The 22,775-nt window shown below is 59.6% G+C and carries 21 protein-coding genes; 16 read left to right on the top strand and 5 right to left on the bottom strand.

All coding sequences use genetic code 11. The features are described from left to right. The first annotated feature begins 8 nt into the window (after positions 1-8). Positions 9-131: a type B 50S ribosomal protein L36 gene (gene ykgO, locus C5B97_RS02300; protein ID WP_104251782.1), complete on the top strand. Its 123-nt coding sequence runs from the start codon at positions 9-11 to the stop codon at positions 129-131. A 119-nt stretch (positions 132-250) separates the two neighbouring features. Further along, a complete protein-coding gene (galE, locus tag C5B97_RS02305) occupies positions 251-1,240 on the top strand; it encodes a UDP-glucose 4-epimerase GalE (RefSeq protein ID WP_104310501.1) in 990 nt (329 codons plus the stop codon). Here the strand turns inward: galE and C5B97_RS02310 are convergent. Together C5B97_RS02310 and C5B97_RS02315 are read right to left on the bottom strand one after the other, a co-directional pair. Further along, positions 1,230-2,420, bottom strand: a complete 1,191-nt coding sequence (locus C5B97_RS02310) for an acyltransferase (protein WP_181026862.1) — start codon at positions 2,418-2,420, stop codon at positions 1,230-1,232. The two genes, galE and C5B97_RS02310, sit on opposite strands and share 11 nt — an antisense overlap. Before the next feature lie 53 nt (positions 2,421-2,473). Next, positions 2,474-3,550, bottom strand: a complete 1,077-nt coding sequence (locus C5B97_RS02315; RefSeq protein ID WP_104310503.1) for an acyltransferase — start codon at positions 3,548-3,550, stop codon at positions 2,474-2,476. Between the two features lie 184 nt (positions 3,551-3,734). On the opposite strand from C5B97_RS02315, the gene C5B97_RS02320 reads away from it, so the two are divergent. From C5B97_RS02320 to C5B97_RS02385, 14 genes are all read left to right on the top strand, one after another. After that, positions 3,735-4,511: an SGNH/GDSL hydrolase family protein gene (locus tag C5B97_RS02320; protein WP_104310504.1), complete on the top strand. Its 777-nt coding sequence runs from the start codon at positions 3,735-3,737 to the stop codon at positions 4,509-4,511. Between the two features lie 213 nt (positions 4,512-4,724). Beyond that, complete coding sequence (locus C5B97_RS02325; protein WP_104310505.1) at positions 4,725-6,188, top strand: polysaccharide biosynthesis tyrosine autokinase; 1,464 nt, start codon at positions 4,725-4,727, stop codon at positions 6,186-6,188. Positions 6,189-6,539: 351 nt separating this feature from the next. Then, positions 6,540-7,352, top strand: a complete 813-nt coding sequence (locus C5B97_RS02330) for a glycosyltransferase (RefSeq protein ID WP_181026863.1) — start codon at positions 6,540-6,542, stop codon at positions 7,350-7,352. Position 7,353: 1 nt separating this feature from the next. Next, a complete protein-coding gene (locus C5B97_RS02335; protein WP_104310507.1) occupies positions 7,354-8,445 on the top strand; it encodes a glycosyltransferase in 1,092 nt (363 codons plus the stop codon). Between the two features lie 416 nt (positions 8,446-8,861). Continuing rightward, entirely contained in the window at positions 8,862-9,554 is a 693-nt protein-coding gene (locus C5B97_RS18060) for a glycosyltransferase (protein WP_219819744.1), read from the top strand. A 403-nt stretch (positions 9,555-9,957) separates the two neighbouring features. Beyond that, on the top strand, positions 9,958-10,614 hold the full coding sequence (locus C5B97_RS18350; protein ID WP_368845299.1) for a glycosyltransferase: 657 nt from the start codon (positions 9,958-9,960) through the stop codon (positions 10,612-10,614). A gap of 48 nt (positions 10,615-10,662) precedes the next feature. Continuing rightward, on the top strand, positions 10,663-11,982 hold the full coding sequence (locus tag C5B97_RS02350) for an O-antigen ligase (RefSeq protein ID WP_104310510.1): 1,320 nt from the start codon (positions 10,663-10,665) through the stop codon (positions 11,980-11,982). Then, positions 11,979-12,854, top strand: a complete 876-nt coding sequence (locus C5B97_RS02355; protein ID WP_368845300.1) for a polysaccharide pyruvyl transferase family protein — start codon at positions 11,979-11,981, stop codon at positions 12,852-12,854. Before C5B97_RS02350 ends, C5B97_RS02355 begins: the two co-directional genes overlap by 4 nt. Positions 12,855-13,468: 614 nt before the next feature. Continuing rightward, positions 13,469-14,110, top strand: a complete 642-nt coding sequence (locus tag C5B97_RS17855; RefSeq protein ID WP_181026866.1) for a glycosyltransferase family 4 protein — start codon at positions 13,469-13,471, stop codon at positions 14,108-14,110. Beyond that, positions 14,107-15,573, top strand: coding sequence for a lipopolysaccharide biosynthesis protein (locus tag C5B97_RS02365; RefSeq protein ID WP_104310513.1), 1,467 nt, complete (start codon positions 14,107-14,109; stop codon positions 15,571-15,573). The genes C5B97_RS17855 and C5B97_RS02365 overlap by 4 nt, the downstream gene beginning before the upstream one ends. Positions 15,574-15,619: 46 nt before the next feature. Beyond that, positions 15,620-16,930, top strand: coding sequence for a UDP-glucose/GDP-mannose dehydrogenase family protein (locus C5B97_RS02370; protein ID WP_104310514.1), 1,311 nt, complete (start codon positions 15,620-15,622; stop codon positions 16,928-16,930). 200 nt (positions 16,931-17,130) lie between these two features. Next, positions 17,131-17,634 (top strand): ElyC/SanA/YdcF family protein, encoded by a 504-nt coding sequence (locus tag C5B97_RS18355; RefSeq protein ID WP_181026867.1) that lies wholly within the window; start codon positions 17,131-17,133, stop codon positions 17,632-17,634. A gap of 337 nt (positions 17,635-17,971) precedes the next feature. Then, positions 17,972-19,042 (top strand): acyltransferase family protein, encoded by a 1,071-nt coding sequence (locus C5B97_RS02380; protein WP_104310516.1) that lies wholly within the window; start codon positions 17,972-17,974, stop codon positions 19,040-19,042. Between the two features lie 143 nt (positions 19,043-19,185). Beyond that, positions 19,186-20,103 carry a UTP--glucose-1-phosphate uridylyltransferase gene (locus C5B97_RS02385; protein WP_104310517.1) on the top strand — a complete coding sequence of 306 codons (918 nt, stop codon included), beginning with the start codon at positions 19,186-19,188 and terminating at the stop codon, positions 20,101-20,103. Positions 20,104-20,168: 65 nt separating this feature from the next. Here the strand turns inward: C5B97_RS02385 and C5B97_RS17695 are convergent, their stop codons facing one another. The 3 genes from C5B97_RS17695 to C5B97_RS02395 form a co-directional block, all read right to left on the bottom strand. After that, positions 20,169-20,510 (bottom strand): hypothetical protein, encoded by a 342-nt coding sequence (locus C5B97_RS17695; protein ID WP_146080698.1) that lies wholly within the window; start codon positions 20,508-20,510, stop codon positions 20,169-20,171. 134 nt (positions 20,511-20,644) lie between these two features. After that, positions 20,645-21,151, bottom strand: a complete 507-nt coding sequence (locus C5B97_RS17700; RefSeq protein ID WP_146080699.1) for a hypothetical protein — start codon at positions 21,149-21,151, stop codon at positions 20,645-20,647. Positions 21,152-21,403: 252 nt separating this feature from the next. Then, positions 21,404-22,621 carry a CHAP domain-containing protein gene (locus C5B97_RS02395; protein ID WP_104310519.1) on the bottom strand — a complete coding sequence of 406 codons (1,218 nt, stop codon included), beginning with the start codon at positions 22,619-22,621 and terminating at the stop codon, positions 21,404-21,406. Positions 22,622-22,775 lie beyond the last annotated feature (154 nt).

The raw sequence follows: 22,775 nt of genomic DNA on the forward strand, positions 1-22,775 counted from the left end.
TCAGGCTCATGAAGGTTCGCAACTCGCTCAAGGCGCTCAAGAAGGTCCCCGGCGCGCAGATCGTCCGCCGCCGCGGTCGCACGTTCGTCATCAACAAGAAGAATCCGCGCATGAAGGCGCGGCAGGGCTGACCCGCCGCTCGGGCGCGCCTGTTCCCCGGAACTGCCAGAATGGTGGCGGGTGCGTTCCGGCGCGTCCGACGAAGCCCGGCGCAGCCGCTCGGCGCTGACGCACTCTGAGGAGATTCACCATGACTGTGCTCATCACCGGCGGTGCCGGTTACATCGGCGCTCACGTGCTTGCTGCCCTTGAGGCTCGCGGCGACACGGCGGTTGTCGTCGATGACCTCACGACGGGCACTCCCGAGAAGGTCGGCGCGACCCCGCACTTCAACTTCGATATCTCCACGACGGGCGCGGCGGATGCGCTTGCCGACATCATGCAGGCGCTCGAGGTGACGAGCGTCATCCACTTCGCGGCGAAGAAGCAGGTCGGCGAGTCGGTGGCGAGGCCCGCCTGGTACTACCAGCAGAACATGGGTGGGCTCGCGAACGTGCTCGAGGCGATGCAGCGTGCGGACGTGAAGAGCCTGGTGTTCTCGTCGTCGGCGGCCGTGTACGGCCTCGGGACCGGGTCCGACGAGCCGATCCGCGAGGACGATGTGAAGAACCCCATCAACCCGTACGGTCAGACGAAGCTGGCGGGGGAGTGGCTCGTGCAGGCGGCGGCGAAGGCCGCGGGCATCAGTGCTGTGTCGTTGCGCTACTTCAACGTCGCGGGTGCTGGCAGCGATGAGCTGGCCGACCGCTTTGCGTTGAACCTCGTGCCGATGATCTTCGAGAAGCTTGCCGAGGGGAAGTCGCCGCTCGTGTTCGGCGACGACTACCCGACGCCTGACGGCACGTGCGTCCGTGACTACGTGCACGTCGTCGACCTGGCGGATGCGCACCTTGCGGTGCTGGATGCGATCGCGGCTGGCGAGCCGGTCTCTGCCGAGTACAACGTGGGTCGCGGTGAGGGCTACTCCGTGTTCGACGTGCTGGATGCGGTGCGTCGCGCGAGCGGGCAGCAGTTCGAGGCGGACGTCGCGCCTCGTCGCCCGGGTGACCCTGCCTTGCTGGTGGCTGACGCATCCCGGATCAAGGATGAGCTGGGGTGGACGGCGAAGTACTCGCTGGACGACATGGTCACGTCGGCGTGGTCGGGGTTCGAGCGCAACGGCGCTCCGGTCAGGGCGTAGGGCGGCGGCGGGGTCGCAGCTTCGGGAAGACGAAGACGGCGTCTCCTGCCGGCCAGCGGCGCAGCCAGCAGAAGAGGTAGCTGAGGCTCATCGCGACGATGGTGTTGATGATGAGCATCCAGGTGGGGTCGCGCATGCCCCAGTCGCCGAGCCATGAGGTGATCATGATCTGCGCGGGGTAGTGGACGACGTAGAAGACGACGGAGTTGCGGCCGATGTATTGCAGCCAGCGGGCGGAGTTGCCGTCGAGGCCCCGTTGGGTGCCGGTGAGGCGGCGGGTGGTCATCATGATCGCGGCGACCCCGGCGAGGACGACGGGGATCCAGACGAGCTCGTAGCGGTCGATGAGGCGGGTCGCGGCGGTGAGTGAGCCGTCGCCGGGGGCTGTTGAGGTTGTGCCCGAGACCCACTGCAGTGCGCCGTCGAGGCCGAAGTAGGTGCCGCGCGTCTGCCCGATGAGCAGCGCGCCGAAGCCGCCGGCGATGGCGGTGCAGGCGATGAGCAGCGGCCAGCTCTCAATGCGGGCGAGCTGCTGTCGGTGCTGGGCGACGAGGTGGCCGGCGAAGAAGAATCCGCCGTAGTAGGCGAGGTCGCCCCACATCCCGGATGGGCCGATCCCGTCGGCGGAGAGCACGGCGCTGAGGCCCCAGAGGGCAAGGGGCACGAGCGCGAACCAGGGGCCGCGGATGCGGGTGAGGAGCGGGGCGGCGAGGTAGTAGATGGCGAGGTAGGAGATGAACCAGAGCCAGCTGAGGGCGATCCAGTTGCCGGGGTCTGTCCACCCGTCTTGCATGGTGACGAGCCAGTACACGGTGCCCCAGAGCAGGTACGGCCAGACCAGGGTGCGGAGCTTGCCCGTGTAGTAGGTGGGGCCCGTCTTCGCGAGGGAGCGGCCGAGGAGCATTCCGGAGAGGAGGAGGAGCGTGCTCATCCGGTAGGGCGCGAAGAGCGTGTTGAGGTCGTTGATGACGCTGGTCGGGTCGACGCCGGCGAGGAAGATCGGGATGGCGCTGGCGTGGAAGGTGACGACGAGGAGGATCGCGGCGCCGCGGACGAGGTCCATCCAGTGCTCGCGCCGTCCTGCGGGGCCGGGGCCGGGGCCGGGGTTCGTGGCGGAGTCGGGCGTCACATGGGCCGGGCCTCTGCGGGATGGCTGCTCGGTGGGTGCTGGTGTTGGCATGGGGGTTTCATCGGGCGCTGGAGGGGTGTCACGGTGCGCGAACCGCGTTCCGATCATCTGGTGACCGGCGTTGCTCGTTGTGGGAAGACGAAGAGCGCATTCACGACGCGGCTGCGGCGTCGGAGTGCAACAGCGCCGAACGATACGGCAAGTGCGGCGATGATGCACGCGCTCATCACGATGGGCTGCTCGGTGATGCCCGCCGCGGCCAGGAGTCTCACGAGCACGATCTGCAGTGGGTAGTGAATGAGGTAGAACACGACCGAGTTGCGGCCGATGTGCTGCAGGAAGCGTGAGGGGGCTGGTTCGCGGTGTCCGTCGAGGGTGCCGCGGATGCGTCGCGCGAGGAGCGCGGTGCCGGCGATGCCGGCGAGTACGACGGGAACCCAGATCAGGTCGAAGCGCTCGATGGCACCGTCGTCGTTTGTGCCAGGCGTCGTGGGCGAGGTGAGGGTGAGCCCGTGCTCCTGGAGGACGAGCAGTGCGGCGAAGGTGGAGCTGCCGGCGAGGAGCAGCACCATCGCCAGCGGGGTGTCGAAGCGCCTCAGCAGGTGCTGGGTTCGGGCGATGAGGTAGCCGGCGAAGAAGAATCCGCTGTAGTAGCTGAGGTCGAAGAGCGTGCCGTCTGGGGCGACGGTGCTGAGCAGCCAGAGGGTGATCGGCACGAGGGCGAACCACGGGGTCGGGATGCGGGTGAGCAGGGGCGCGGCCACGTAGGAGAGGAAGAGGCAGAGGATGAACCACAGCCAGCTGCGTGTGGCCCAGCCATCTGGGCGCATCCACTCTGTGGGGTTGGAGGTGGCGATCCAGAAGATCACGAGCCAGACGACGTACGGCCAGGCGAGGGTGCGGAGTTTGCTGGCGTAGTAGCGGCGGGGTGGTTTGGCGAGGGCGCGGGGGAGGAGGAGGCCGGAGAGCAGCATGAGGGAGGTCATGCGGAACGGCGCGAAGTAGAGGGTGATGTCGTCGATGACGGTGCCGGGGGTGATGTCGGCGATGTGCATGGGTACGTCGATGGCGTGGTTGGCGATGACGAGGAGGATGGCGGTGCCGCGGATGAGGTCGATCCAGCGTTCCCGCTGCTGGGGCACGGTCGACGATGCGCGTGCTGTCGCGTCGTGTGTCACCATTCGTTCTCCGTCTCGCCGTGTCTCGACGCTACACTTGCCCGTTTTCTGGGCTACGACATTGCGAATTTGGATGAATCTGAAATGACGTCCAGGGCTAAATCCCGCGGATCTGCGCGTGTCGGAACGGCCTTAGGTTCCCCGGGGAGTACAAGGTGTGCCGCTGGGCCGGTACGATCACTGGGAAATGAAAACACGCAACCAGAGTGCGCGTCGTTGGCCCCAGCTGACACTGCTCGTGGTCGTGGCTCTCGCTGCGGCTGCGTTGGTGGCTCTGGCGTTCATGCCACGGCAGGCCCCCGCGGGGGTCGGCGCAGAACCCGTTCTTACCATTGCCAGCTCGGAAGATGCCGCTTCGGCGACGAACTCCGGTGGAGCTCCATCCGCTTCCGCACCGTCGGCGACCCCTGCGGGAACCGGCCTGACGGTCGCGTTCATCGGTGACTCGTACACGGAGGGTGTCGGCGCGAGCGACCCGTCGCTGCGCTGGACCACGCTGCTGGCCGCGGCGAACGGCTGGGAAGAGCTCAACCTGGGTGTGAGTGGCGCGAGCTACGGCCAGGGCCTCGAAGAGTGGATTTCGTACGCGGTCCAGGTCGAGGAAGCCATCGAGGCGCAGCCTGACGTGGTGATCGTCTCCGGCGGTCTCAACATGTCGGAGCTCGATCAGGAGCTTGGCGTCGAGTCGGTCTTCACCGACCTTCGCGCCGGGTTGCCGGATGCGCGCATCATCGCGGTCTCGCCCTTCTGGGTGAGCACGGCGTACCCCGCGCAGCTGACGCTCACGAGCGAGCTGATCGAAGCGGACGTGACCGCAGTCGGCGGCCAGTACCTGGACGTGGGTCACCTGTTCGAGGACGAGTTCCAGTACTTCGAGCTCGACGGCCTGCACCCTGACGACGCCGGTCACCAGCTGATCGCGAACGCTGTCGACGCGGGCCTGCCCGTGGAAATCGGCGGCTGATCAGCGTTCTTCGCCAGCATGTGCCCGATCTGCGACCAGCGCGGCACATTTCAAGAATTTACAGCCGAATAACATGACACCAGTAGTATGAGGCCGGGCTTGCCCCAGCTTGCTTGACATACCCCCTGCGCTCCGAACCGCGAGCCACCCGTTTCGTGCCAGCCGCGAAAGCGGCAGCGGCACGAGCGCGAGAGACACACGGACGGACCCCACATGGAACTGCGCGACTACTTGCGAATCCTGCACAAGAACTGGATCATCATCCTGATTTGCACTCTGGCGGGTGTGGCCGCGGGAGCTGGGGCATCGCTCCTGATGACTCCCAAGTACGAGTCGCAAGCACAGCTCTACGTGTCAGTACGCGCGTCCGATGGCACAGAAGTCCAGGGTCTTAACCAGGGAACGACGTTCGCCCGTCAGGCAGTCCAGTCCTACACGACGGTTGTCGACAAAGAGATCGTGACCTCGCGAGTCGTAGAGGAACTGGGACTCGATCGAACCCCCGCGCAGCTCGCCACTCAGATTACGGCGACGAACCAGGTCAATACTGTGGTTATCGAGATATCCGTCATCGATGAGGACCCGCAGTTGGCGGCGACGCTTGCAAACTCGGTAGCCACCAACTTCATCGACGTAGTTGTCAATGAGTTGGAGAAGCCCGAAGGTGGGGCTCCTAGCCTGGTAAAGATTGAACCCGTTCAATCTGCCGAAGTACCGACCAGCCCGATAAGCCCACGAGTGTCTCTCAACGTCATCATCGGTGCTTTGCTTGGTTTGGCTATCGGTGTAGGTGTGGCTGTACTTCGCCAGCTCGTGGACACGAAGATCCGCAGTACTCACGACATTGCTCAGATCACGGATCGCCCCATCATTGGGACGATCGCCTTCGATCCTGATGCCGCTAAGCGCCCCCTCATTGTTCATGAGGAGCCAAAGAGTCCCAAAGCAGAGTCGTACCGGGCACTTCGCACGAACCTGCGATTCATGGACATCGAAAACACGCGACACAGCTTTGTGGTCACTAGCTCACTCCCATCAGAGGGAAAGAGCACCACGTCCGCCAATATCGCAATCGCCTTGGCGGAGCAGGGGGCCAAGGTCGCGCTCGTAGACGGCGATCTCCGCAAGCCGAAGGTCGCGACGACAATGGGTGTTGACGGATCCGTAGGCTTGACCGACCTCCTGAGCGGACGCGCCGAGCCGAAGGATGTTCTGCAGCGATGGGGCCGTGGGCGCCTCTATGTGCTCCCCGCCGGCCGTATCCCGCCGAACCCGAGTGAGCTCCTCGGCTCCCACACGATGCAGCAGGTCCACGATCAGCTCCTCGCGGAGCACGACTACGTGATCATCGATGCGCCACCCCTCCTGTTGGTAACAGACGGTGCGGTACTCAGTGAGCTAGTCCATGGAACGATTCTCGTAGTGGCCAGCGGACAGACACCTCGCTCGGCTCTGGCGGGCGCAGTTTCACAGCTCGAAGGCATCGGGCGAGAAGTCTCAGGAATCGTGGTAACCAAGGTACCGACCAAGGGCCCTGACTCTTACGCCTATGGTTCCTACGGTGCTTACGGTGCCTATTACGGCACGGACCAGGACGGGAACCCGACGACCGAGTACCGAAAAATCGGCACCGGTCAGATGCCGATCATCACGTCCGCTCGGAAGGGAACACGGTAGAAATCTCGGCTGGACGCTGAACGCGGGAGGGGCGACGAAAATGAACTCTCCTCTCGAGCGGTGATCATGGATAAGGGAGCTTAGGGAATGAATCAGGCGAGTGCTCGTGCTGTTGTATACTTCCGCATCCATGACTCGACCTACCCACGTAACAGTCGCATTCGCTCGGCTCTGTCTAGCGAATACGAAGTAACGTGTCTCGCCAGAGTCCAGGGTGTGCACGGTCCACGTAAATTGATTTACGAATCTTTGGGATTGTGGCGTGCCTCGCGGGGTGCTCGGATTCTTGTGCTTTCGGAATTTAACCTACAATACGCGAGCGTCGCCTGGGCAATTGCACGACTGAGGGGCATGACTCTCGTTATTGATGGCTTCATAGGTATGTACGAGACTGAAGTCGAAGATAAGAAAACTGTCTTGCCTGGGTCGTATCCAGCCAAGAAGTACAGGTTTCTCGACGCAGTGGCGCGCAGAGTTGCCGATTATTACCTGATTGATACCGAAGTGCGCGCCAGAGAGATCGTAATGCGCACTAGATCCAAAGTGTTCGCGTTGCCGGTCGGTGCGCCTGACTGGGCTGTGCAGCATGAGCCTGCAAATGGCCACGACGAGATGAGGATTCTTTACTACGGCAACTACATCGAACTGCACGGACTCGATGTCTTGGTGCCGGCTGTGCGTCGAGCTTCAGAATCTCGCAAGATACGCTTCACACTAATCGGAGACGGACCTAGCAGGGCTGCGGTCGAGGCCATGACGAATAACTGGCCCAGTGGCTCGAGGGTCGTTTTCTTGGATCCAGTGCCGCAGGAAAAACTTCCGAAATATATAGCAGAAAATGATCTCGTACTCGGAGTCTTTGGGTCATCTCTCAAATCTCGCTCTGTTATAGCTAATAAAGTCTGGCAGGGTTTATCTTCTGGACGTGTTGTGTTGACGCAGGTATCTCCAGCCATGCTCGAAATTGAGCAAATAGCCGGTTCCGCCCTCGTGCAAGTAGAGGCTTCAGAAGAGGCGATCGCTACTGCCCTCGTCGGTCTAGATCTCTTGCGCGTGGACCGTGGTGAGCTATCAGCGCACTTGGAAGATTACGTACAGATGAAATTTGAAAGATTCCTGTCGGCGATACGCGACGTAAGCCCCCGAAGTCATTGGAAGTTTTAGTATGCCTAAAGTAGCAATCATCGGAACGCGAGGTTACCCGAGTTTTTACGGTGGCTTTGAGACGGCCGTCCGAAAACTCGCCCCGTACCTCGCGGACCAAGGGTGGGATGTAACTGTCTATAGTCGCGCGCGTCGCGGGCCGAATTCAGGCGCGGATCGTCGGGTCAGAAGCGTGATCACACGCGGTATCGAGACGAAGAGCCTGAGCACGCTCTCGTATGGCTTTACCTCGGCGGTGCACGCAGCGCGCGAGAAACCAGACGTGGCACTCGTCATGAATGTTGCTAACGGATTCTGGCTCCCGATCTTGAAGGCGCGAGGTGTGCCTGCGCTCGTGAACGTGGACGGAATCGAGTGGGACCGAGAAAAGTGGGGAAAGGTCGCGAAGGGAGTGTTCAAGAGTGGCGCCAGGTTCACCGCGAAATGGGCGGATCAGCTAGTTTTCGATGCCCACGAGATCGGTCGACGCTGGGCTCACGAATTCGACCGCGACGGCGTTTTCATTCCTTACGGTGGAGATGCTCCCTCTTCGAGATTGCCCGTAGTGACTGGACTCGAGCGCCGTGGATACATACTGGTCGTCGCCAGATTTGTTCCTGAGAACTCGATTCCTCAGTTCTTCGACGCCGTAGAGCTGCTGCCTTCTGATCTGCGGGTCATAATCGTGGGATCGTCCGGCTACGGTGGGGAGCTAGACGAACGAGCAGAGAAGCTTAGCCAAACTCGGCCCGGCGTCGAATGGCTCGGGCACGTTTCTGACGATCAGAAACTTCTTTCGCTTTGGCAAAACGCTGGAGTGTACTTTCACGGCCACAGCGTAGGAGGAACGAACCCAGCTCTCGTTCAGGCGATGGCCGCCGGGGCTCCGACGCTGGCCCGCGACACGCCGTACAATCGTGAAGTGCTGGGTGATGAAGCGACTTACACCTCACCAAATGCAGCTGAGATAGCTTCTAAACTCGTCAAACTTTTGAATGATCCAGATGAGATGGAAGCCAACTCAATGCGAGGACAGCGGCGTGCCGAGGCTATCTACACCTGGGAGCGGGTGTGTTCATCTTACGAGCGTTCCCTCCGGGAGTTGATCGCATGACCACTTCGTTCCCCAAGGCTTCCGTACTCTGCTTCCCAATGCACGGGCAGTCTAAACTTAGCTCGGAGGGGTATCGGACTAGGGACGGGCACGTCATCGAGTGGTTAGGCAAACTGAACGATCCCGATCCTGTCGCGGTCATTTCCAGACCGGAACCAGCTCCGCTAAGCCTTCGCAAGAATAGGAATGTCGCGCTCAATACGATCGATGTTTCCACCCGTGCTTGGAAGGTACCGAACCTGCGAAACCGGCGTCGTTGGTGGGTCGACAGCGCTAGTAGTTATCCTTCGCTCGATCCCTGGGGTCCCGCGGTGCCTGCAGTCGTCTGGAATCCCTTTGTAGCTTTGGCACCCAAGGGATCCAATCCGTTCTCGAACACGCGTCGAGTCGTTTTCGATCTACTCGATGATTGGACTGTGCACTTCGCGTTCGCGGGGATAAGCGAGGATGTACTTCGCGCTTATAGAGCAGCATTCGAAAAAGCAGATAGTGTTACAGCTAACGCCGAGGGCACGCTTGAGCTTGCTCACCGATTCGGTCGTAAGGACGCCGTACTATTGCCGAACGGTGTCGATCCGGAACGCTTTAGCCGCCGTAGTGAGCCGACGGGGGCACTCAACATCGGTTACGTAGGCAAGATCGGCAAGCGAGTTGACCTCGCTTGCATCGTAGAAACTGCTGAGTCTAACCCGGACGTGACGTTCACCTTCGCGGGACCCATCTTGGACGAAGAGTATCGTGCGCCTCTTAGCGCTTTGCCGAACCTGAGATTGTTGGGCGATGTGCATTACACTGACGTCCCCGATCTCTTGCAGAGCTTCGACGTTGGCTGGGTCCCTCATCGGGTCGGTGAGGGCGAGGTTGGAGGCGATGTAATCAAGACCTACGAATACCGCGCCGCCGGACTTCCCGTGCTGGCGACTCCGTTCGCTGGCGTTGAACAGCGAGGATTTGCAGGACTGCATGTGCTCGAGGGGACTCGACATGGTTCGTGGATCAAGGATCTGGCGAGTAAGCACTCGCGAGTTAGCCGGGTCGAGGAAGATTTTCCTGAACTCATGACCTGGGAGTCAAAAGCGCGTCGAATCCGAGGTCTCTACGGTGCCTAATGATACGAAGCGAGTCGTCCTTCTCGCCGCTCCACTGATGGCTAGAAGCGGGGTGTATAGAACGGCGCTGGACTTGGTTGCCACTGCTCAAGCGCAGGGTCATGACTGGAAAGCACTAATAGGCTTGCGATCGTCGGCCTTGGGCGAACGTTCAGAAGCACCAGGCGTAGAAGAACGTGATGTCGTTAGTCATGGCCGGCACGTTATAGATGAACTGGGCGACTGGTTCGCTAGATCTGACGCAGTTCAAGAGGCGGACACTGTCATCACATTGATCTCGCAGTCCGACATCGCGTATGGCAGACGGCTACGAATGGCGGGGAAGAACTGGGTGGCCTGGACGAGGGGAATGCCTTGGCCCGACAAAGGGGAGCAGTCAGCCTCTAGGACGTTAGCGGCTCGCATGATCGAGAGCTGGGCTCTGCGACGCGCGGATGAGGTGTGGGCCACGACGCCTATCCTGGCCAAGGAAGTGGCTCGGGCTCGCGCTCCCTTCATCGTGCCTGCCGGAGTTCCCTCCTCAGTCCGGGTACATGACGGCACGGTCTTGCCTGAGAGGCTTATTTGGGCGGCTCGAGTTGACCGGGACAAGAACCCGCAGCTCTTCCTCGATATCGCCCGAGGCACCGGCATTCATTCTGACATGTACGGCACTGGTCCCCTGGAACAGGCCATGAGAAGGCAGGCTCCGCAGAATGTCAGCGTCGCGGGCTGGGTCGATGCGCGTTCACTCTGGACCCGTCCCAGTATCTTCATTGGCACTTCCCTACGCGAAGCATTTGGTAGAAGTGCAGTTGAGGCAGCTATGACGGGGACGCCTCTGATCCTGTCAGACCAGTACGGAGCTGCTCCGCTCCTATACACGGACCCGGACCTGCGAAAGGCTTTCGTCCTTCCGTTGGATGATGAGGAAGCGTGGATAAGGAGCACTCGGTCTTTAATCGAAGATGACGAGCTGAGAATCAGAGTATCCCAGCACGTGTACGATAATGCCCAGACGCAGTCCATCGAAGCCTCGCTGGCTGCCGCTCAGGCGCGACTGCTGCAGTTCGGGAGCTGACGTGAAGTTAATCGTGCTCTGGATCTTGCGTCGGCAAAGGTTGACCACATGTCAGTAGTTATCTTTGTGATGACATCCGTGATTCTCCTAGCATCGATGCTGTCGAAGACTGACTTGCGATGGAACCTTCTGGGATCGGTCATCCTCATCAACTTGACTGTCTTTCCAGCCTCTTTCAACCGAAACGCATTCGACCTGGTTTCCGGCACGAACCTCGTCATAGTAGTCGCGGGAATGGCTCTCCTAGCACGTGGCCGATTCTACAAGACCTTATTGCTTTTCGCGCCATTTCTAATTATTGCTCTCCTGCTTCAGATCTACGAATGGCATGCCTTAACCTCGTCACTATTGAATTATGCGGTGTATCTACTCGCGTGGGTGGTAGGTATGCGCGTGAGCCAGTCCACTCACGACTCAGCTCGCAACATGCGATGGTTTGCATGGACGCTTCTGATCGTTGTCGTCGTTCAGACGGGTGTGACTTCCCTGCAAGCGATGGGGGTGCCGATCTTCCAGCTCGAGGGGGTTACCGCCGAGCTTGAGAGCGGTCGTGCTAATGGCACAATGGACCACCCAGGAACGCTCGGGAAAGTGCTCATGTTGATTGCTGTTCTAGCGCTGCCTGCGACGCTGAGTGCAGATGTGGCAACCAGACGTATCGCCAGCGTCGCCGTCTGGCTAGCACTGGTACCTATTGCTCTGACAGCCAGTCGTTCAAATTTCATTGCCTACTTAGCCGTCGTCCTTGTTTGGGCCGTAATTCAGCCTGCCAGCAGAAGGTTCGGGGGGCGCCTGGTTCTACCCATGTTTGTTGGCGTGGTTGCACTGATTTTTGTGGACCAAATAATTCAGCGATTCCTAGCGGATCCGAGCGGTGGGCAGCGAGAACACTTCACGATCGTTACGCTTGAGTACTTGCCGCGAGTCCTGTGGACAGGTGTTGGGCCGGGGAAATTCACAAGCTATTTCGGTCAGTTCGATGCACTCATTGCACAGAACTGGCCGGTCCACCATGTAGGTCTACTGCTCCTCTCTGAGCTAGGTCTGCTAGGCGTTGTGGCGTTCTTGATCCCAGTGATCGTCGTGTTCGTCCGAGCACTTCGAGGAGGCAAGGCAGCAGGAGTGGGTGATGCTAGAGCGTTGTTGGCACTCATGCCGTCCTTGATTCTCGTGAGTGTTACTGGTTGGGGTCTCATGTATCCGAACGTATTTACTCTGCTCATGTTCCTCTTCGGATATTTCTCCTTCAGTCTTCAAAGCGCGTCCAAGGCTTCGCAAGCACCTGGGGAACCGGTGGGCAGAAATGTCGTCGTGTATGGCGAAGCTAAACGTCGGAAAAACAAGCGGGAAATGGGATCGATGTCGTGAATCTTTACTGGTGGTCGCCCGGTCGGCATTATGAGTATTTTCGCAAAGAGGCTCGCCTGAATGGCCGGGCCTGGGCAAGTCTTGCTCTCCGAAGTGGGCGCCTTATGCGAAACTTCGGTGATGAGATGTCCCCGTTGGCATGGTCAATCGCCTCCTCGTCGAAAGCGCAATGGAGCCCGCCTTCATCTGCGGATGCGATTGCAATTGGCTCGATTCTCCACCTCGCCCTACGCGACGCTCGACGTGATCTCCTGGTCTGGGGAACGGGTGGGAGGCAGGATCTTACTTCTGCGGAGAAACAGAGGCTGGACTCCTGGAATATTCTTGCGGTGCGGGGGCCGAGGACTGCGGCGCTGCTCGGTAGCGAGTCTGTAGTCACTGGTGATCCTGGCTTGTTTGCTAGCGAGCTTCTAAGTCGACCCATCAGGAAGAAAAGCGGAAAGAAGATATACCTTCCGCATTTTCGCGCGTGGAGTACCAATGAGGGCATCGATGGAATCAGATCGGCCAAGAAGCTCGGCTTCCAGGTGCTTACGCCGGCACATTCGCCGAAGCACATCGCGGAGCAGATCGCTGAGAGTCAGTACCTAGCAGCGTCCAGTTTGCATGGACTCATCTTCGCTCATGCACTCGGAGTTCCAGCGATGGCCGTTACGCCACCTGGACAGGAGCCGGATTTCAAGTACCGTGATCACTACGAATCGGTGGGTGCCAGGCTGACGTTCAGGTCATTGGATCAAGTCGCTACTGCTCTCGAGACTGCTAGCTCGCTTGATTCACTGCCCGAAGTTGCATATAGGGCGGAAATTAGCCGAGAGGCGGGCGTCCGACGCGAGGCACTTGCTAAGGCTCTGATTGAGCACGGGGTCTAGCGGTGCCTCTGAACATAGTCAGTGTCTCTAAAATAGTTCCATTCGCTAGCGCGCCTCATGCAGGCGGCCAGTTCTACTATCAGCACATTAGAACGCTCCTTAGTCTCGGCTACAAAGTGACGATCATCTCTCCTTACGACAAGAGAAACGTCGATGCAAGAGCACGACTAGATCTCCCCGTAAATGTGCTTCTCTTCGGGAAGGATCCCACACCGGCGGGCTCCTTGGGCGTGATTCTCGCGCGAATAGATTTGCGAGTTCGTGTATACAAGGGTCGACTAAGTCGACGGCACCGGAAAGCTTTTCGGCGCGAGCCGGCCGTCCTCAGCGCCGTTCTAGCGGCCGATCTGGTCGAATTTCAGTGGACAGAGGCTGGTGAGTTGGCTGCTGGGCCGCTCTCCGAGGTGAGAAGGTCTTGGCCAGAGCAGACTCCGCGTGTGCTGATTGCCCACGACGTACTTGCACAGCGCGAGAATCGACGTTTGGACGCAGCCCGAAAATTCTCTGCCCGCTGGACTCTGGCAAAAGTACGTCGGAGGCAGACGGTCCGGGATGAGTGCAGAACCGTTAAGGTCATGGACCTAGTTCTCGCGTTGAGTCCCAAGGACAAGGGCATGCTCCAGACAATTTCAACTGGAACCTCCGTCGTGTCTGTCACTCCTCCTCTCACTCTCGAGAGGATAGAGACACCAAGCGTACACGAGCGATCTGCAGGGGTTCTTTTCGTCGGTGCCTTCCATCGTCCAGAAAATATCGATGCCGCCTTGTGGCTGCTCAGGGAAATCTGGCCACTGGTGCGAGCTAGGAACCCGGCGGCGGAGCTAGTGATCGCAGGTGCTTCACCAACAGCACAGATGAGGATTCTCGCGAATGATCTGGGCCGCGTAACAGTTACGGGGTACGTTCCGAGTCTCTATCCGTATTACGCGAGTTGCTTAGTGAACGTCGTTCCCCTTCGACAGGGTGCTGGCGTAAAGTTTAAAACGATCGATGCGCTGCTAATGAGTCAGGCAGTCGTGTCGACGTCAGTTGGTCTCGAAGGTATCCACGCCCCTGAAGGCACGGTCTGGGCACGTGCAGAAAACGCGGACGAAATCGCAGGGGCGATTCTCGAGGCTCTCAAGGATCCGCGACACAGTGCTTCCGTTGGTAAGAAAGCAGCAGAGTGGGCAGCTGCGGAGTACTCGCATGAGAACTATTCGTCGACTCTCTTACGTGAGTATGCACGCTTGATCACTGCCAGGGTCCGCGAATGACGATCAGCTCATTCGGCCGGCAGGCAAGCCGGGGCGGCATGATCACCATGATTGGCCAGGTCGCCAGGATTGGCACACAGCTAGTCAGCCTGGTGATCTTGGCTAGGTTGCTAGCTCCGGACGACTTTGGACTGATGGCCATGGTGGTGGCTGTGGTGGGTGTCGGTGAGGTGGTGCGCGATTTCGGTTTGAGTTCGGCCGCCGTCCAGGCCGCCTCGCTCTCAAGAGGACAGAGAGACAAGCTCTTCTGGATCAATTCTGGTATTGGGTTGGCGCTGGGACTCGTTTGTGCGTCGATGGCTCCGCTCTTGGCCTACCTCTATGACAGGCCTGAGCTTGTAGCTATCACAATCGCTTTGTCTCCAACATTCCTGCTGAATGGTTTAAGCACACAACATCGGGCGAACCTGAACAGGGAGATGAAGTTCGCTAGGTTGGCCATAGTTGAGACGCTGGCTCCAGTGATGGCCCTCGTCGTTGGGGTCGCGATCGCTTTGCTCTCGGGAGGCTACTGGGCTCTCGTCGGTCAGCAGCTCGCATTAGCTGTATTCACTCTCCTGTTATCCGTCTGCCTCGGCCCCTGGTTGCCTGGTGGCTGGCGCCGCGACGCGGACGTCAGGCCGTTCATGAGATTCGGCCTGAACCTCCTCTTAGTGCAACTCTTGAACTACGCCAGCCGTAACATCGATTCCGTGGTCATCGGTGCTCGATTCGGAGCACAGTCCCTGGGTCTGTACGATCGTGCCTTTCAGCTCGTCATGAAGCCAGTTGCGCAGATCAATGCACCTGCGGTAAAAGTGGCACTACCCACTTTGGCTAAATTGCAAGAATCGCCGGATTTCGCCCGGTTTGTTCTTGCTGGCCAACGTTTGCTGTTGCTTCCTCTGATCGCACTCCTGGGATTCCTTGCTGCAAGCAGTCCCGTTCTGGTGGTTGCGCTGCTGGGCGACGAGTGGGAAGGTTCTGCTTTATACGTATCCATCTTGTCCGTGGGGGCGATCGCGCAAGTAGGAAGCTATTGCGTGTACTGGATATTCCTGGCCAAGGGGCTGACCGGATCGAATCTGAAATACGCGCTAGTCACGCGCCCAATCATGATTGCCATGGTGCTGATGGGGGCGCTAGTCAGTCCTGAATTAGCAGCTGCTGGCTATTCTGCATCACTCTTGGTGATGTGGCCTCTTGGCATTTGGTGGATTCGCCGAGTTCCTGGGGTGCCTGCGCGTTCCATGGCGTGGAACGGCTTCCGAACACTTCTCACAGTGACACCAGCCTCCGTAGTCGTAGCCGCGTTTGCCCTCCACTGGTCAGAGAGCGGCGAGCTGCCGGGCTGGATTGCGTTGGTCCTATCTCTGGTCCTCTACGCAGTGTCATATTCTGTTACCCTCGCTATCTGGCCTGCGGCTAGGAGAGACTTTGTTTTCGTGAGCACAAAAGCGAGGGATGGGCTGAGGCGTGCTTAGTTTACTTAATACCAAATCTCGTTAGATCAAACTCTAGGAGTATAGAATGCACTTGTCTGTTATTGGATGCGGTTACCTCGGAGCTGTCCACGCTGCAGCAATGGCCTCAATTGGGCATCATGTTGTTGGTATTGACGTCGATGAGGCAAAGATCGCCCAGCTATCTGCTGGGCATGCTCCATTTTTCGAGCCTGGCCTGCAGGAACTTCTAGAAGCCGGGCTTCAGTCTGGACGACTAGCGTTCTCCTCTGACATGTCTGCAGCTCAGCATGCTCAGGTGCATTTCATCGGTGTTGGGACCCCCCAGCAGAGAGGCAGCTACGCTGCTGATCTCACCTTTGTTGATGCGGCGGTAGAATCCTTGCTGCCGTACTTAGAGGCAGGAGACATCGTCGCAGGTAAATCGACCGTCCCAGTGGGTACGGCGGAGCGCCTGGCCCCGTCCATCACCGCTACCGGCGCGACTTTGGTCTGGAACCCGGAGTTCTTGAGGGAGGGTTTCGCAGTGGTGGATACGATCTCTCCAGATCGCCTCGTTGTCGGCGTTCCCGCCGGAGATGACGGGGAGAAAGCTGTCGAAGTATTACGCGACGTATATCACACGGCTATCGCCTCTGATACGCCGTTGATCGTCACCGATTATGCGACATCCGAGCTGGTAAAGGTATCAGCCAACGCTTTCCTTGCTACCAAAATCTCATTCATCAATGCTATGGCCGAGATAGCCGAGGTGACTGGAGCAGATGTGACTCAGTTGGCAGACGCCATCGGGCATGATGCTCGGATTGGCCGGCGTTTCCTCGGCGCGGGAATAGGTTTCGGTGGTGGATGCTTGCCGAAGGATATCCGTGCCTTCTCAGCGCGCGCCGAGGAGCTCGGCCGAGGAGAATCGGTCAACTTCTTGCGAGAGGTGGATGCCATCAACTTGCGGCGCCGCGAGCGCGCTGTTCAGCTGGTGGTCGAGAGTGTTGGCGGCTCGGTCTTCGACAAGCGTGTCGCCGTTCTCGGTGCGGCATTTAAGCCACACAGTGACGACATTCGAGACTCCCCGGCACTGGACGTAGCTGTGCGGCTCCACGGCCTGGGCGCTGACGTCGTTGTTACCGATCCTGAAGCCCTCGAGAATGCCCGACGAGCCCATCCGCAGCTCTCCTTCGAGCCGGATCTGGTGAGGACGATTACTGGTGCAGACGTGCTCCTGGTGGTCACTGAGTGGGATGAGTACCGTCGCGAACTCGACCCCGATGACGCCGCTTCATGGGCTAAGGAGCGGATCGTAGTAGACGGACGAAATTGCCTCGACGCTACACGGTGGCGAGCGGCAGGGTGGCAGTACTTCGGGATGGGCCGGCCATGAGCCCGGAGTGATAGCTGGCGCTCGTGCAGACCGGCTATCACTCTTCAACCGTGTCGATGAAGGCTCTTCTCGCGTCCAAGTCTTGGAGGAGTTCTATGGTTTCGGAGCCTGGATCCCAGCCCCGTCGCTTTTCTTCGCGAGGTGTGCGCAGGGCACTCATCTCCGCTGCTTGCGTGTCGCTCTTACTATGTTTCATCGGCATGACCCGACTAGTGTTCTTCCCGGAACGCCTCACCCCTACCCGGGCTGATGTCGTGTTCGTTTTGGGGCCAGCTGAGGCAGATCGTCTTGAACTTGGTGAGCGCCTAGTAGAGCATGGGTACGCGGATGCGCTTGTGATTTCTGCGCCCGACAACGAATCCAGATTCGGTAAGAATCAGATCAGTGCCTGTGTCTCGGAGCGACCATACTTCGTCTTCTGTGGTAGATCTATTCCGTACACTACTCAAGGGGAAATGGCTCTGCTTCAGCGGCTCTCTGATGAATACTCTTGGGACTCTGTGCTGGTGGTGACCTCCCGCACTCACGCTAGCCGAGCTGCTCTCTACGCGGCGAGATGCTTCGACGGTAGCTCGTCCGTCATCTGGACAGATCCGCCGCTCAGCTATGAACGCGGTCTTCAGCAACTGGCTTATCAGACAGGGGGTTTCGTGAAGGCGTTCACGTTGACTAATGGCTGTGTTGACGAGTGGTCGCTGTGGTGAATCGTAAGGGTCAACCGCTTCTCATCCTCCACGAGCTTTTGCGTAGCCACCGTTCATGCGACGTTTTGGTTATTGGTGAAGGCTCGTGAGCAGTTTTTGATAGTCACCCGCTGACGAAATGGCAATGCGGCTCCTGTTCAGGCGAGCATGAGTGATCTTTCTTGCACAGTTCTGAGTGGTTCCAAAGTGCACCGTGCAGCAACTGGGGAGCCACGCGCTACGGGGTGACCGGCCCATGCGAAGATTCTGTCGAACTGGTGTCGGCCTGGCGCGACGTGGCGCTGGGGAATATTACCCGGGCGTTGGCGAGTAGTGGCGTCGCATGTACGATCGCTGAATGCCTGAGTCGCCACACAGTACGAAACCTCGATACGCCTGGGTAGACCGAGCGAAGGCCTTTTCTATAATCCTCGTCGTGCTGGCTCACACCCGACTGGAGCTTGCCTTCGTGGGGCTCGAGGTCGCGTGGGTAGATGTGACTGTCGATATCTTCGCCACGATGAGAATGCCGCTGTTTTTTGCTGCATCTGGTCTTTTCGCCGGATCGTGGTTGAAAAGAAGCTGGCCACAGTTGTTGCGCGGGAAGGTTGTCCTACTTGCGTGGGTATTCTTGGCGTGGCAACCTGTCGTCTTCGCGTACAAGCTTCTCGAGATGTATTTCCTGCCTGGGCAGCCTGATAATTCGTTGCTTGGTCAGGTGGGTAAAGTTTTGCTCTCGCCTTTGCGTCCCAACGGTGAGCTCTGGTTCTTGTGGGCTTTAGCCGTGTTCTTCATTTTTGCGAAGGTGGCGGCGCGTGTGCCGCCGAGGATTCAGCTTGCAACTGCTGCGCTCGTGTCTATCCTGTGGCTAAGCTTTTCGAACGCCCTTGTCCCGGATAGCGTGATTCGTCTTCTGGGCAATGGTTGGTCCGGAGTTTTTTCCTATTATTTCTTCTTCCTGGCGGGTGTTTACTTCTCGAAAGGTCTTCTCTCCTGGGTGGCGAACTGCGCTTGGTACGTGTGCGCAGTGGGCGTGATGGTTTGGGGTGCGGTCGCCTGGGTAAGAATGACTTACTTGGTTGACGTGCCAGGTATGATGTTTTTCGTGTCTTGTCTGGGCGCAGTTGCCGGATTCCAGTTAGCGAAATTGCTCTGGTTCGCCTCGTTGCTGGAGCTACTTGGCAAGAATACGTTGCCCATCTATGTAGCACACACATTTGTCCTTGTGGTCCTGACTGTGGCTCTCTATCACTCTCCTTTCTACGCGCTCGCGTTGGCTTGGCCTGGTGTCACCGCGGCTGTTTGGGTCGTCCTGGCGGTGTTGTGTGCCTGGTGGATACACGCAGGCCTGGTGCGGACGCGGTTTGGGTCGCTCTTTTATCGACCGCCCTCGGCTCTTGCGGGGTTCGCGTCGGCCCACAAGTCGTGACGCACGGACATGTCCGAACGGATCGACTCAGCCATTGCCTTGGTCCCGACGATTCTCTGCGCGTGCCCGTCCGCAGAAATCCAGGGCATGGCGGTTCTGTCACTCGGAACGATCCACTCGGCTTGAGGCAATAAGCTTCCGGTATGCGCGCAACTATCACGAAGGCCGTCATCCCTGCTGCGGGCCTGGGGACTCGTTTTCTACCCGCGACCAAAGCGATACCGAAGGAGATGCTCCCAGTCGTAGATCGCCCAGCGATTCAGTATGTGGTCGAGGAAGCTGTGGAGGCTGGTCTCTCCGACGTGCTCATGATCACGGGTCGTCACAAGGCCTCACTCGAAAACCACTTCGACCGCGTTGCCGAGCTCGAGTCTCTCCTTGCGGCGCGTGGTGAGCACGAGAAGCTCGCTCGGGTGAATGCGGCCACCAACCTGGCTGACGTGCATTACCTTCGTCAGGGTGACCCGCTCGGCCTCGGTCACGCGGTGCTCCGCGCCAAGCAGCACATTGGGCATGAGGCCTTCGCTGTGCTCCTCGGCGACGACATCATGTCCTCCGGCGGTTCACTCCTCAAGCGCATGATCGAGGTCCACGAGCAGACTGGCGCGAGTGTCGTCGCTCTGCAGGAGATCGATCTAGACCAGATCTCGGCATACGGCGTAGCCGCGTACGACACGAGCATCCCGCGTGAGCAGGGTGTGGTCGGGCCCGACACGATTCAGCTCACGGGCCTCGTCGAGAAGCCGGCTCGGGAAGACGCGCCGTCCAACCTTGCCGTCATCGGCCGCTACCTGCTCCGGCCCGAGGTGTTCGACGTCCTTGAGCGCACTGCGCCCGGACGTGGCGATGAGATCCAGCTCACCGACGCCCTCGAGGTGCTCGCCGGTGATCCGGAAGCCTTCGGAGGAGTAGTTGGCGTCGTCTACGACGGGCGCCGCTATGACACCGGAAACAAGCTCGAGTACATCAAGGCAACCGTCGAGCTCGCAAGCCAGGACCCGAAGCTTGGCCCGGACCTCAGGCCATGGCTTCAGAGCTTCGCGGCGCAGCTCACGGACTAACAGCTAAGAAACCGTGGGGTGCACCCCGATTGGAGTGCACCCCACGGCTTTCTCGTCTTCGCCGCCTACTTGACTGGTTTCGCGGCGCTGGTCTTGCTCAGACTCGTGTATCCGCTCTTGGACCCCGTGACTTTCACGGTGATGTTCTTGCCCTTGTCCGCCGCAGTCAGTTTGTACGTGCTCTTGGTCGCGCCGCTAATTGGGGCTCCGTTTCGCAGCCATTGGTAATTCAGCGTGACCGGAGCCGGCGACCAGGCACCGGTCTTCGCCGTCAGAGTCTGTCCGACGGCACCCGACCGAGCAATCATCGGGGCCGAAGCAACGGTCAGCGATTGCAGGGGGATACCCTTGACTGCACTCGTCTTCGCGATGCTCGAATAACCAGTCTTCGTGGCCGTGACCCTCACGCTGATGCTCTTCCCTGCATCCGCAGCCGTCAACTTATAACTGCTGCTGGTCGCTCCTGAGATCGCCGAACCACTCCGTAGCCACTGGTACTTCAATGTGACCGGGGACGGAGACCAAGTGCCTGACTTCGCCGTCAGCGTCTGACCGACTTTGACACTGCCAGTGATGGTGGTGTAGGCGTCGCCGAGAGTTGCAGCATCGGTACAGCCTTTGCGGCACTCGTCTTGTTGACATCGACGAAGGTGCCCTTGCTACCAGTGACGCGGACCGACACGTTCTTGCCTGCATCGGCCACGGTCAGTTTGTATGTGTTGCTAGTGGCACCGCCGATAGTGACCCCATTGCGCAGCCACTGGTACGTGAGCGTTACGGGCGACGGTGCCCAGCTTCCTGCCTTGGCGGTGAGCGTTTGACCGACCTTGGCAGTGCCCGAAACCGTCGGCGCGGGCGTGGCCGTCAACGCTTGCAGAGGCACGGCCTTCTCAGTGCTGGTCTTGCTCGCGGTCGTGTGACCAGTCTTGGATCCCGTGACCTTGACGCTGACCCGCTCGCCGGCGTCGGCGGCGGTCAATCTGTACGTCGCCGCCGTTGCTCCGCTGATCGAGGACCCATGACGAAGCCACTGATACTTCAGCGTCACTGGCGAAGGGGACCAAACGCCGGCCTTGGCCGTCAACGTCTGACCGACCTTGACCGTTCCGGTGATCGTTGGAGTCGGGGCGGCGCTCAGGGTCTGAGGCTGAACTGTGGCCGTCGCGCTCGAGCTTGCTTCGGAGCGCGGAGCAGCGGAGCCTGTCGCCGTGACACGCACGCTCATGGTCTTCCCGAGATCGGAGGAAGTCAGCTTGTACGCCTGACCGGTCGCTCCAGGGATTGCATCCCATCCCCGGATCTACTGGTAGCTGAAGTTGAGTCCGCCGGTGCTCCACGAACCCGGGTTTGCTGTGAGGGTCTGTCCGAAGACTGCCGACCCGCTCACCGTCGGGCTCGACGTGACCACTGGAGGCCCTGCCGCCGTGGCGATGACTGGGTTGCCGCCCGAGCCGTAGTTGATGGCGTAGATCGTGTACGTACCTCCTCCGCTGCCGGCGGGCAAAAGGACTTCGAACCCGTGCTTCGCACCGCGACCATGCGCCTTGTCGACATCGTCCCGGGTGAGGAAGGCCTTGACCGACGCGAGGCCAACCCCATCCCGATAGATGTGCACGTCGATGGGGTCATTCGTATCTGGGTCGAGTGCCCAACCCCGTAACCGAACATTCCCGTCCATGCCAACGACTTCATCCAAGTGGCCGAAGGGCGTGCTGGATGCCGCAATCTGTTTGACTCCGAGTTCCGGATTATCGCCGCCGCCAGCGTTGATCGCGTAGACCTTCACCGACCCGACAGCAAACTCTGTTCCTAAAAAGTACTCATATCCGTGATATGCGCCGCGCCCATGCACAGCGTCGACGTCCGGGCGATGTTTATCTGCGCGGACGGCGCCTCGATAGACGCCGTTCGAGTACACGTGTACGTCAATGGAGTCATTTGTGTCCGGGTCGATTGCCCAGCCTCGCAAGAGCACGCCTCCGAGAACGGGTTCGGCCGAATCGAAGCTGCCGAAGGGCTTAGCGCTTCCCTGCGGGATGTCCTGGAAGTGGATGAACCCACTGGGCCAGCCCGGCCCGCCGCGTGTCACTCGCTTCCAGTGGAAATCTCCAACCCAGTTGTCCTCCGAGATGATGATTTCGTTTGCGGAAATCACCTGTTCAACGTATGCGACGTGGCCCGTGGGCCCGGCCCCTGACGCGTTGGCGTCCCACCATGCGACTGAGCTCACAGTCGGGTTCTGGTCGACCTTGCTCGAGTTCAGGCGCCCCCAGTTGTTGGCGTTGCCATCGCCGCTCCAAGGTCGCTGGTTAGCCATCCCGTTGGAATGGATGAGGCGGTACGCGACGTAGTTCGTGCAGTTGTGGCCGCCGAGCATACGCCAGTACATCGTGTTCGCGGCGCTCGCGCCGGCGTAGCCCGCGTGGCTGTATCCGGCGTTCTGGCAACCTGCGTACCCAGAGCAGAGGCGAACGCTAGCGGCCTGAGCTGGAGCTGCGCTCAGGAAAAGGCTCAGCATTAGCGCGCACACTGTCAGTAGTGCCAGGGATATGCGCCTCAGTTGGGTCTGAGACTGATTATGGGGGGGGGGGTTGCAAAGGCCAATTCGAACTCCAAAGTCGGGGATGAGGAAATCGTAGCTTTCGCCGCCCGGGATGCCTATATCCTCTTTT

The sequence above is a fragment of the Pseudoclavibacter sp. RFBB5 genome (genome assembly GCF_002931555.1).
GTDB lineage: Bacteria > Actinomycetota > Actinomycetes > Actinomycetales > Microbacteriaceae > Pseudoclavibacter.

What these genes read in the sequence shown, in the direction of transcription:
- C5B97_RS02320 (WP_104310504.1), top strand. Translation starts at nt 3,735, where the DNA reads ATGAAAACACGCAACCAGAGTGCGCGTCGTTGGCCCCAGCTGACACTG.
- C5B97_RS02395 (WP_104310519.1), bottom strand. Translation starts at nt 22,621, where the DNA reads ATGCTGAGCCTTTTCCTGAGCGCAGCTCCAGCTCAGGCCGCTAGCGTT.
- ykgO (WP_104251782.1), top strand. Translation starts at nt 9, where the DNA reads ATGAAGGTTCGCAACTCGCTCAAGGCGCTCAAGAAGGTCCCCGGCGCG.
- C5B97_RS02325 (WP_104310505.1), top strand. Translation starts at nt 4,725, where the DNA reads ATGGAACTGCGCGACTACTTGCGAATCCTGCACAAGAACTGGATCATC.
- C5B97_RS18355 (WP_181026867.1), top strand. Translation starts at nt 17,131, where the DNA reads ATGACCCGACTAGTGTTCTTCCCGGAACGCCTCACCCCTACCCGGGCT.
- C5B97_RS02315 (WP_104310503.1), bottom strand. Translation starts at nt 3,550, where the DNA reads ATGGTGACACACGACGCGACAGCACGCGCATCGTCGACCGTGCCCCAG.
- C5B97_RS02385 (WP_104310517.1), top strand. Translation starts at nt 19,186, where the DNA reads ATGCGCGCAACTATCACGAAGGCCGTCATCCCTGCTGCGGGCCTGGGG.
- C5B97_RS17855 (WP_181026866.1), top strand. Translation starts at nt 13,469, where the DNA reads ATGCTCCAGACAATTTCAACTGGAACCTCCGTCGTGTCTGTCACTCCT.
- C5B97_RS18350 (WP_368845299.1), top strand. Translation starts at nt 9,958, where the DNA reads ATGATCGAGAGCTGGGCTCTGCGACGCGCGGATGAGGTGTGGGCCACG.
- C5B97_RS02330 (WP_181026863.1), top strand. Translation starts at nt 6,540, where the DNA reads ATGACTCTCGTTATTGATGGCTTCATAGGTATGTACGAGACTGAAGTC.
- C5B97_RS02380 (WP_104310516.1), top strand. Translation starts at nt 17,972, where the DNA reads ATGCCTGAGTCGCCACACAGTACGAAACCTCGATACGCCTGGGTAGAC.
- galE (WP_104310501.1), top strand. Translation starts at nt 251, where the DNA reads ATGACTGTGCTCATCACCGGCGGTGCCGGTTACATCGGCGCTCACGTG.
- C5B97_RS02335 (WP_104310507.1), top strand. Translation starts at nt 7,354, where the DNA reads ATGCCTAAAGTAGCAATCATCGGAACGCGAGGTTACCCGAGTTTTTAC.
- C5B97_RS02365 (WP_104310513.1), top strand. Translation starts at nt 14,107, where the DNA reads ATGACGATCAGCTCATTCGGCCGGCAGGCAAGCCGGGGCGGCATGATC.
- C5B97_RS02310 (WP_181026862.1), bottom strand. Translation starts at nt 2,420, where the DNA reads ATGCCAACACCAGCACCCACCGAGCAGCCATCCCGCAGAGGCCCGGCC.
- C5B97_RS02350 (WP_104310510.1), top strand. Translation starts at nt 10,663, where the DNA reads ATGTCAGTAGTTATCTTTGTGATGACATCCGTGATTCTCCTAGCATCG.
- C5B97_RS02370 (WP_104310514.1), top strand. Translation starts at nt 15,620, where the DNA reads ATGCACTTGTCTGTTATTGGATGCGGTTACCTCGGAGCTGTCCACGCT.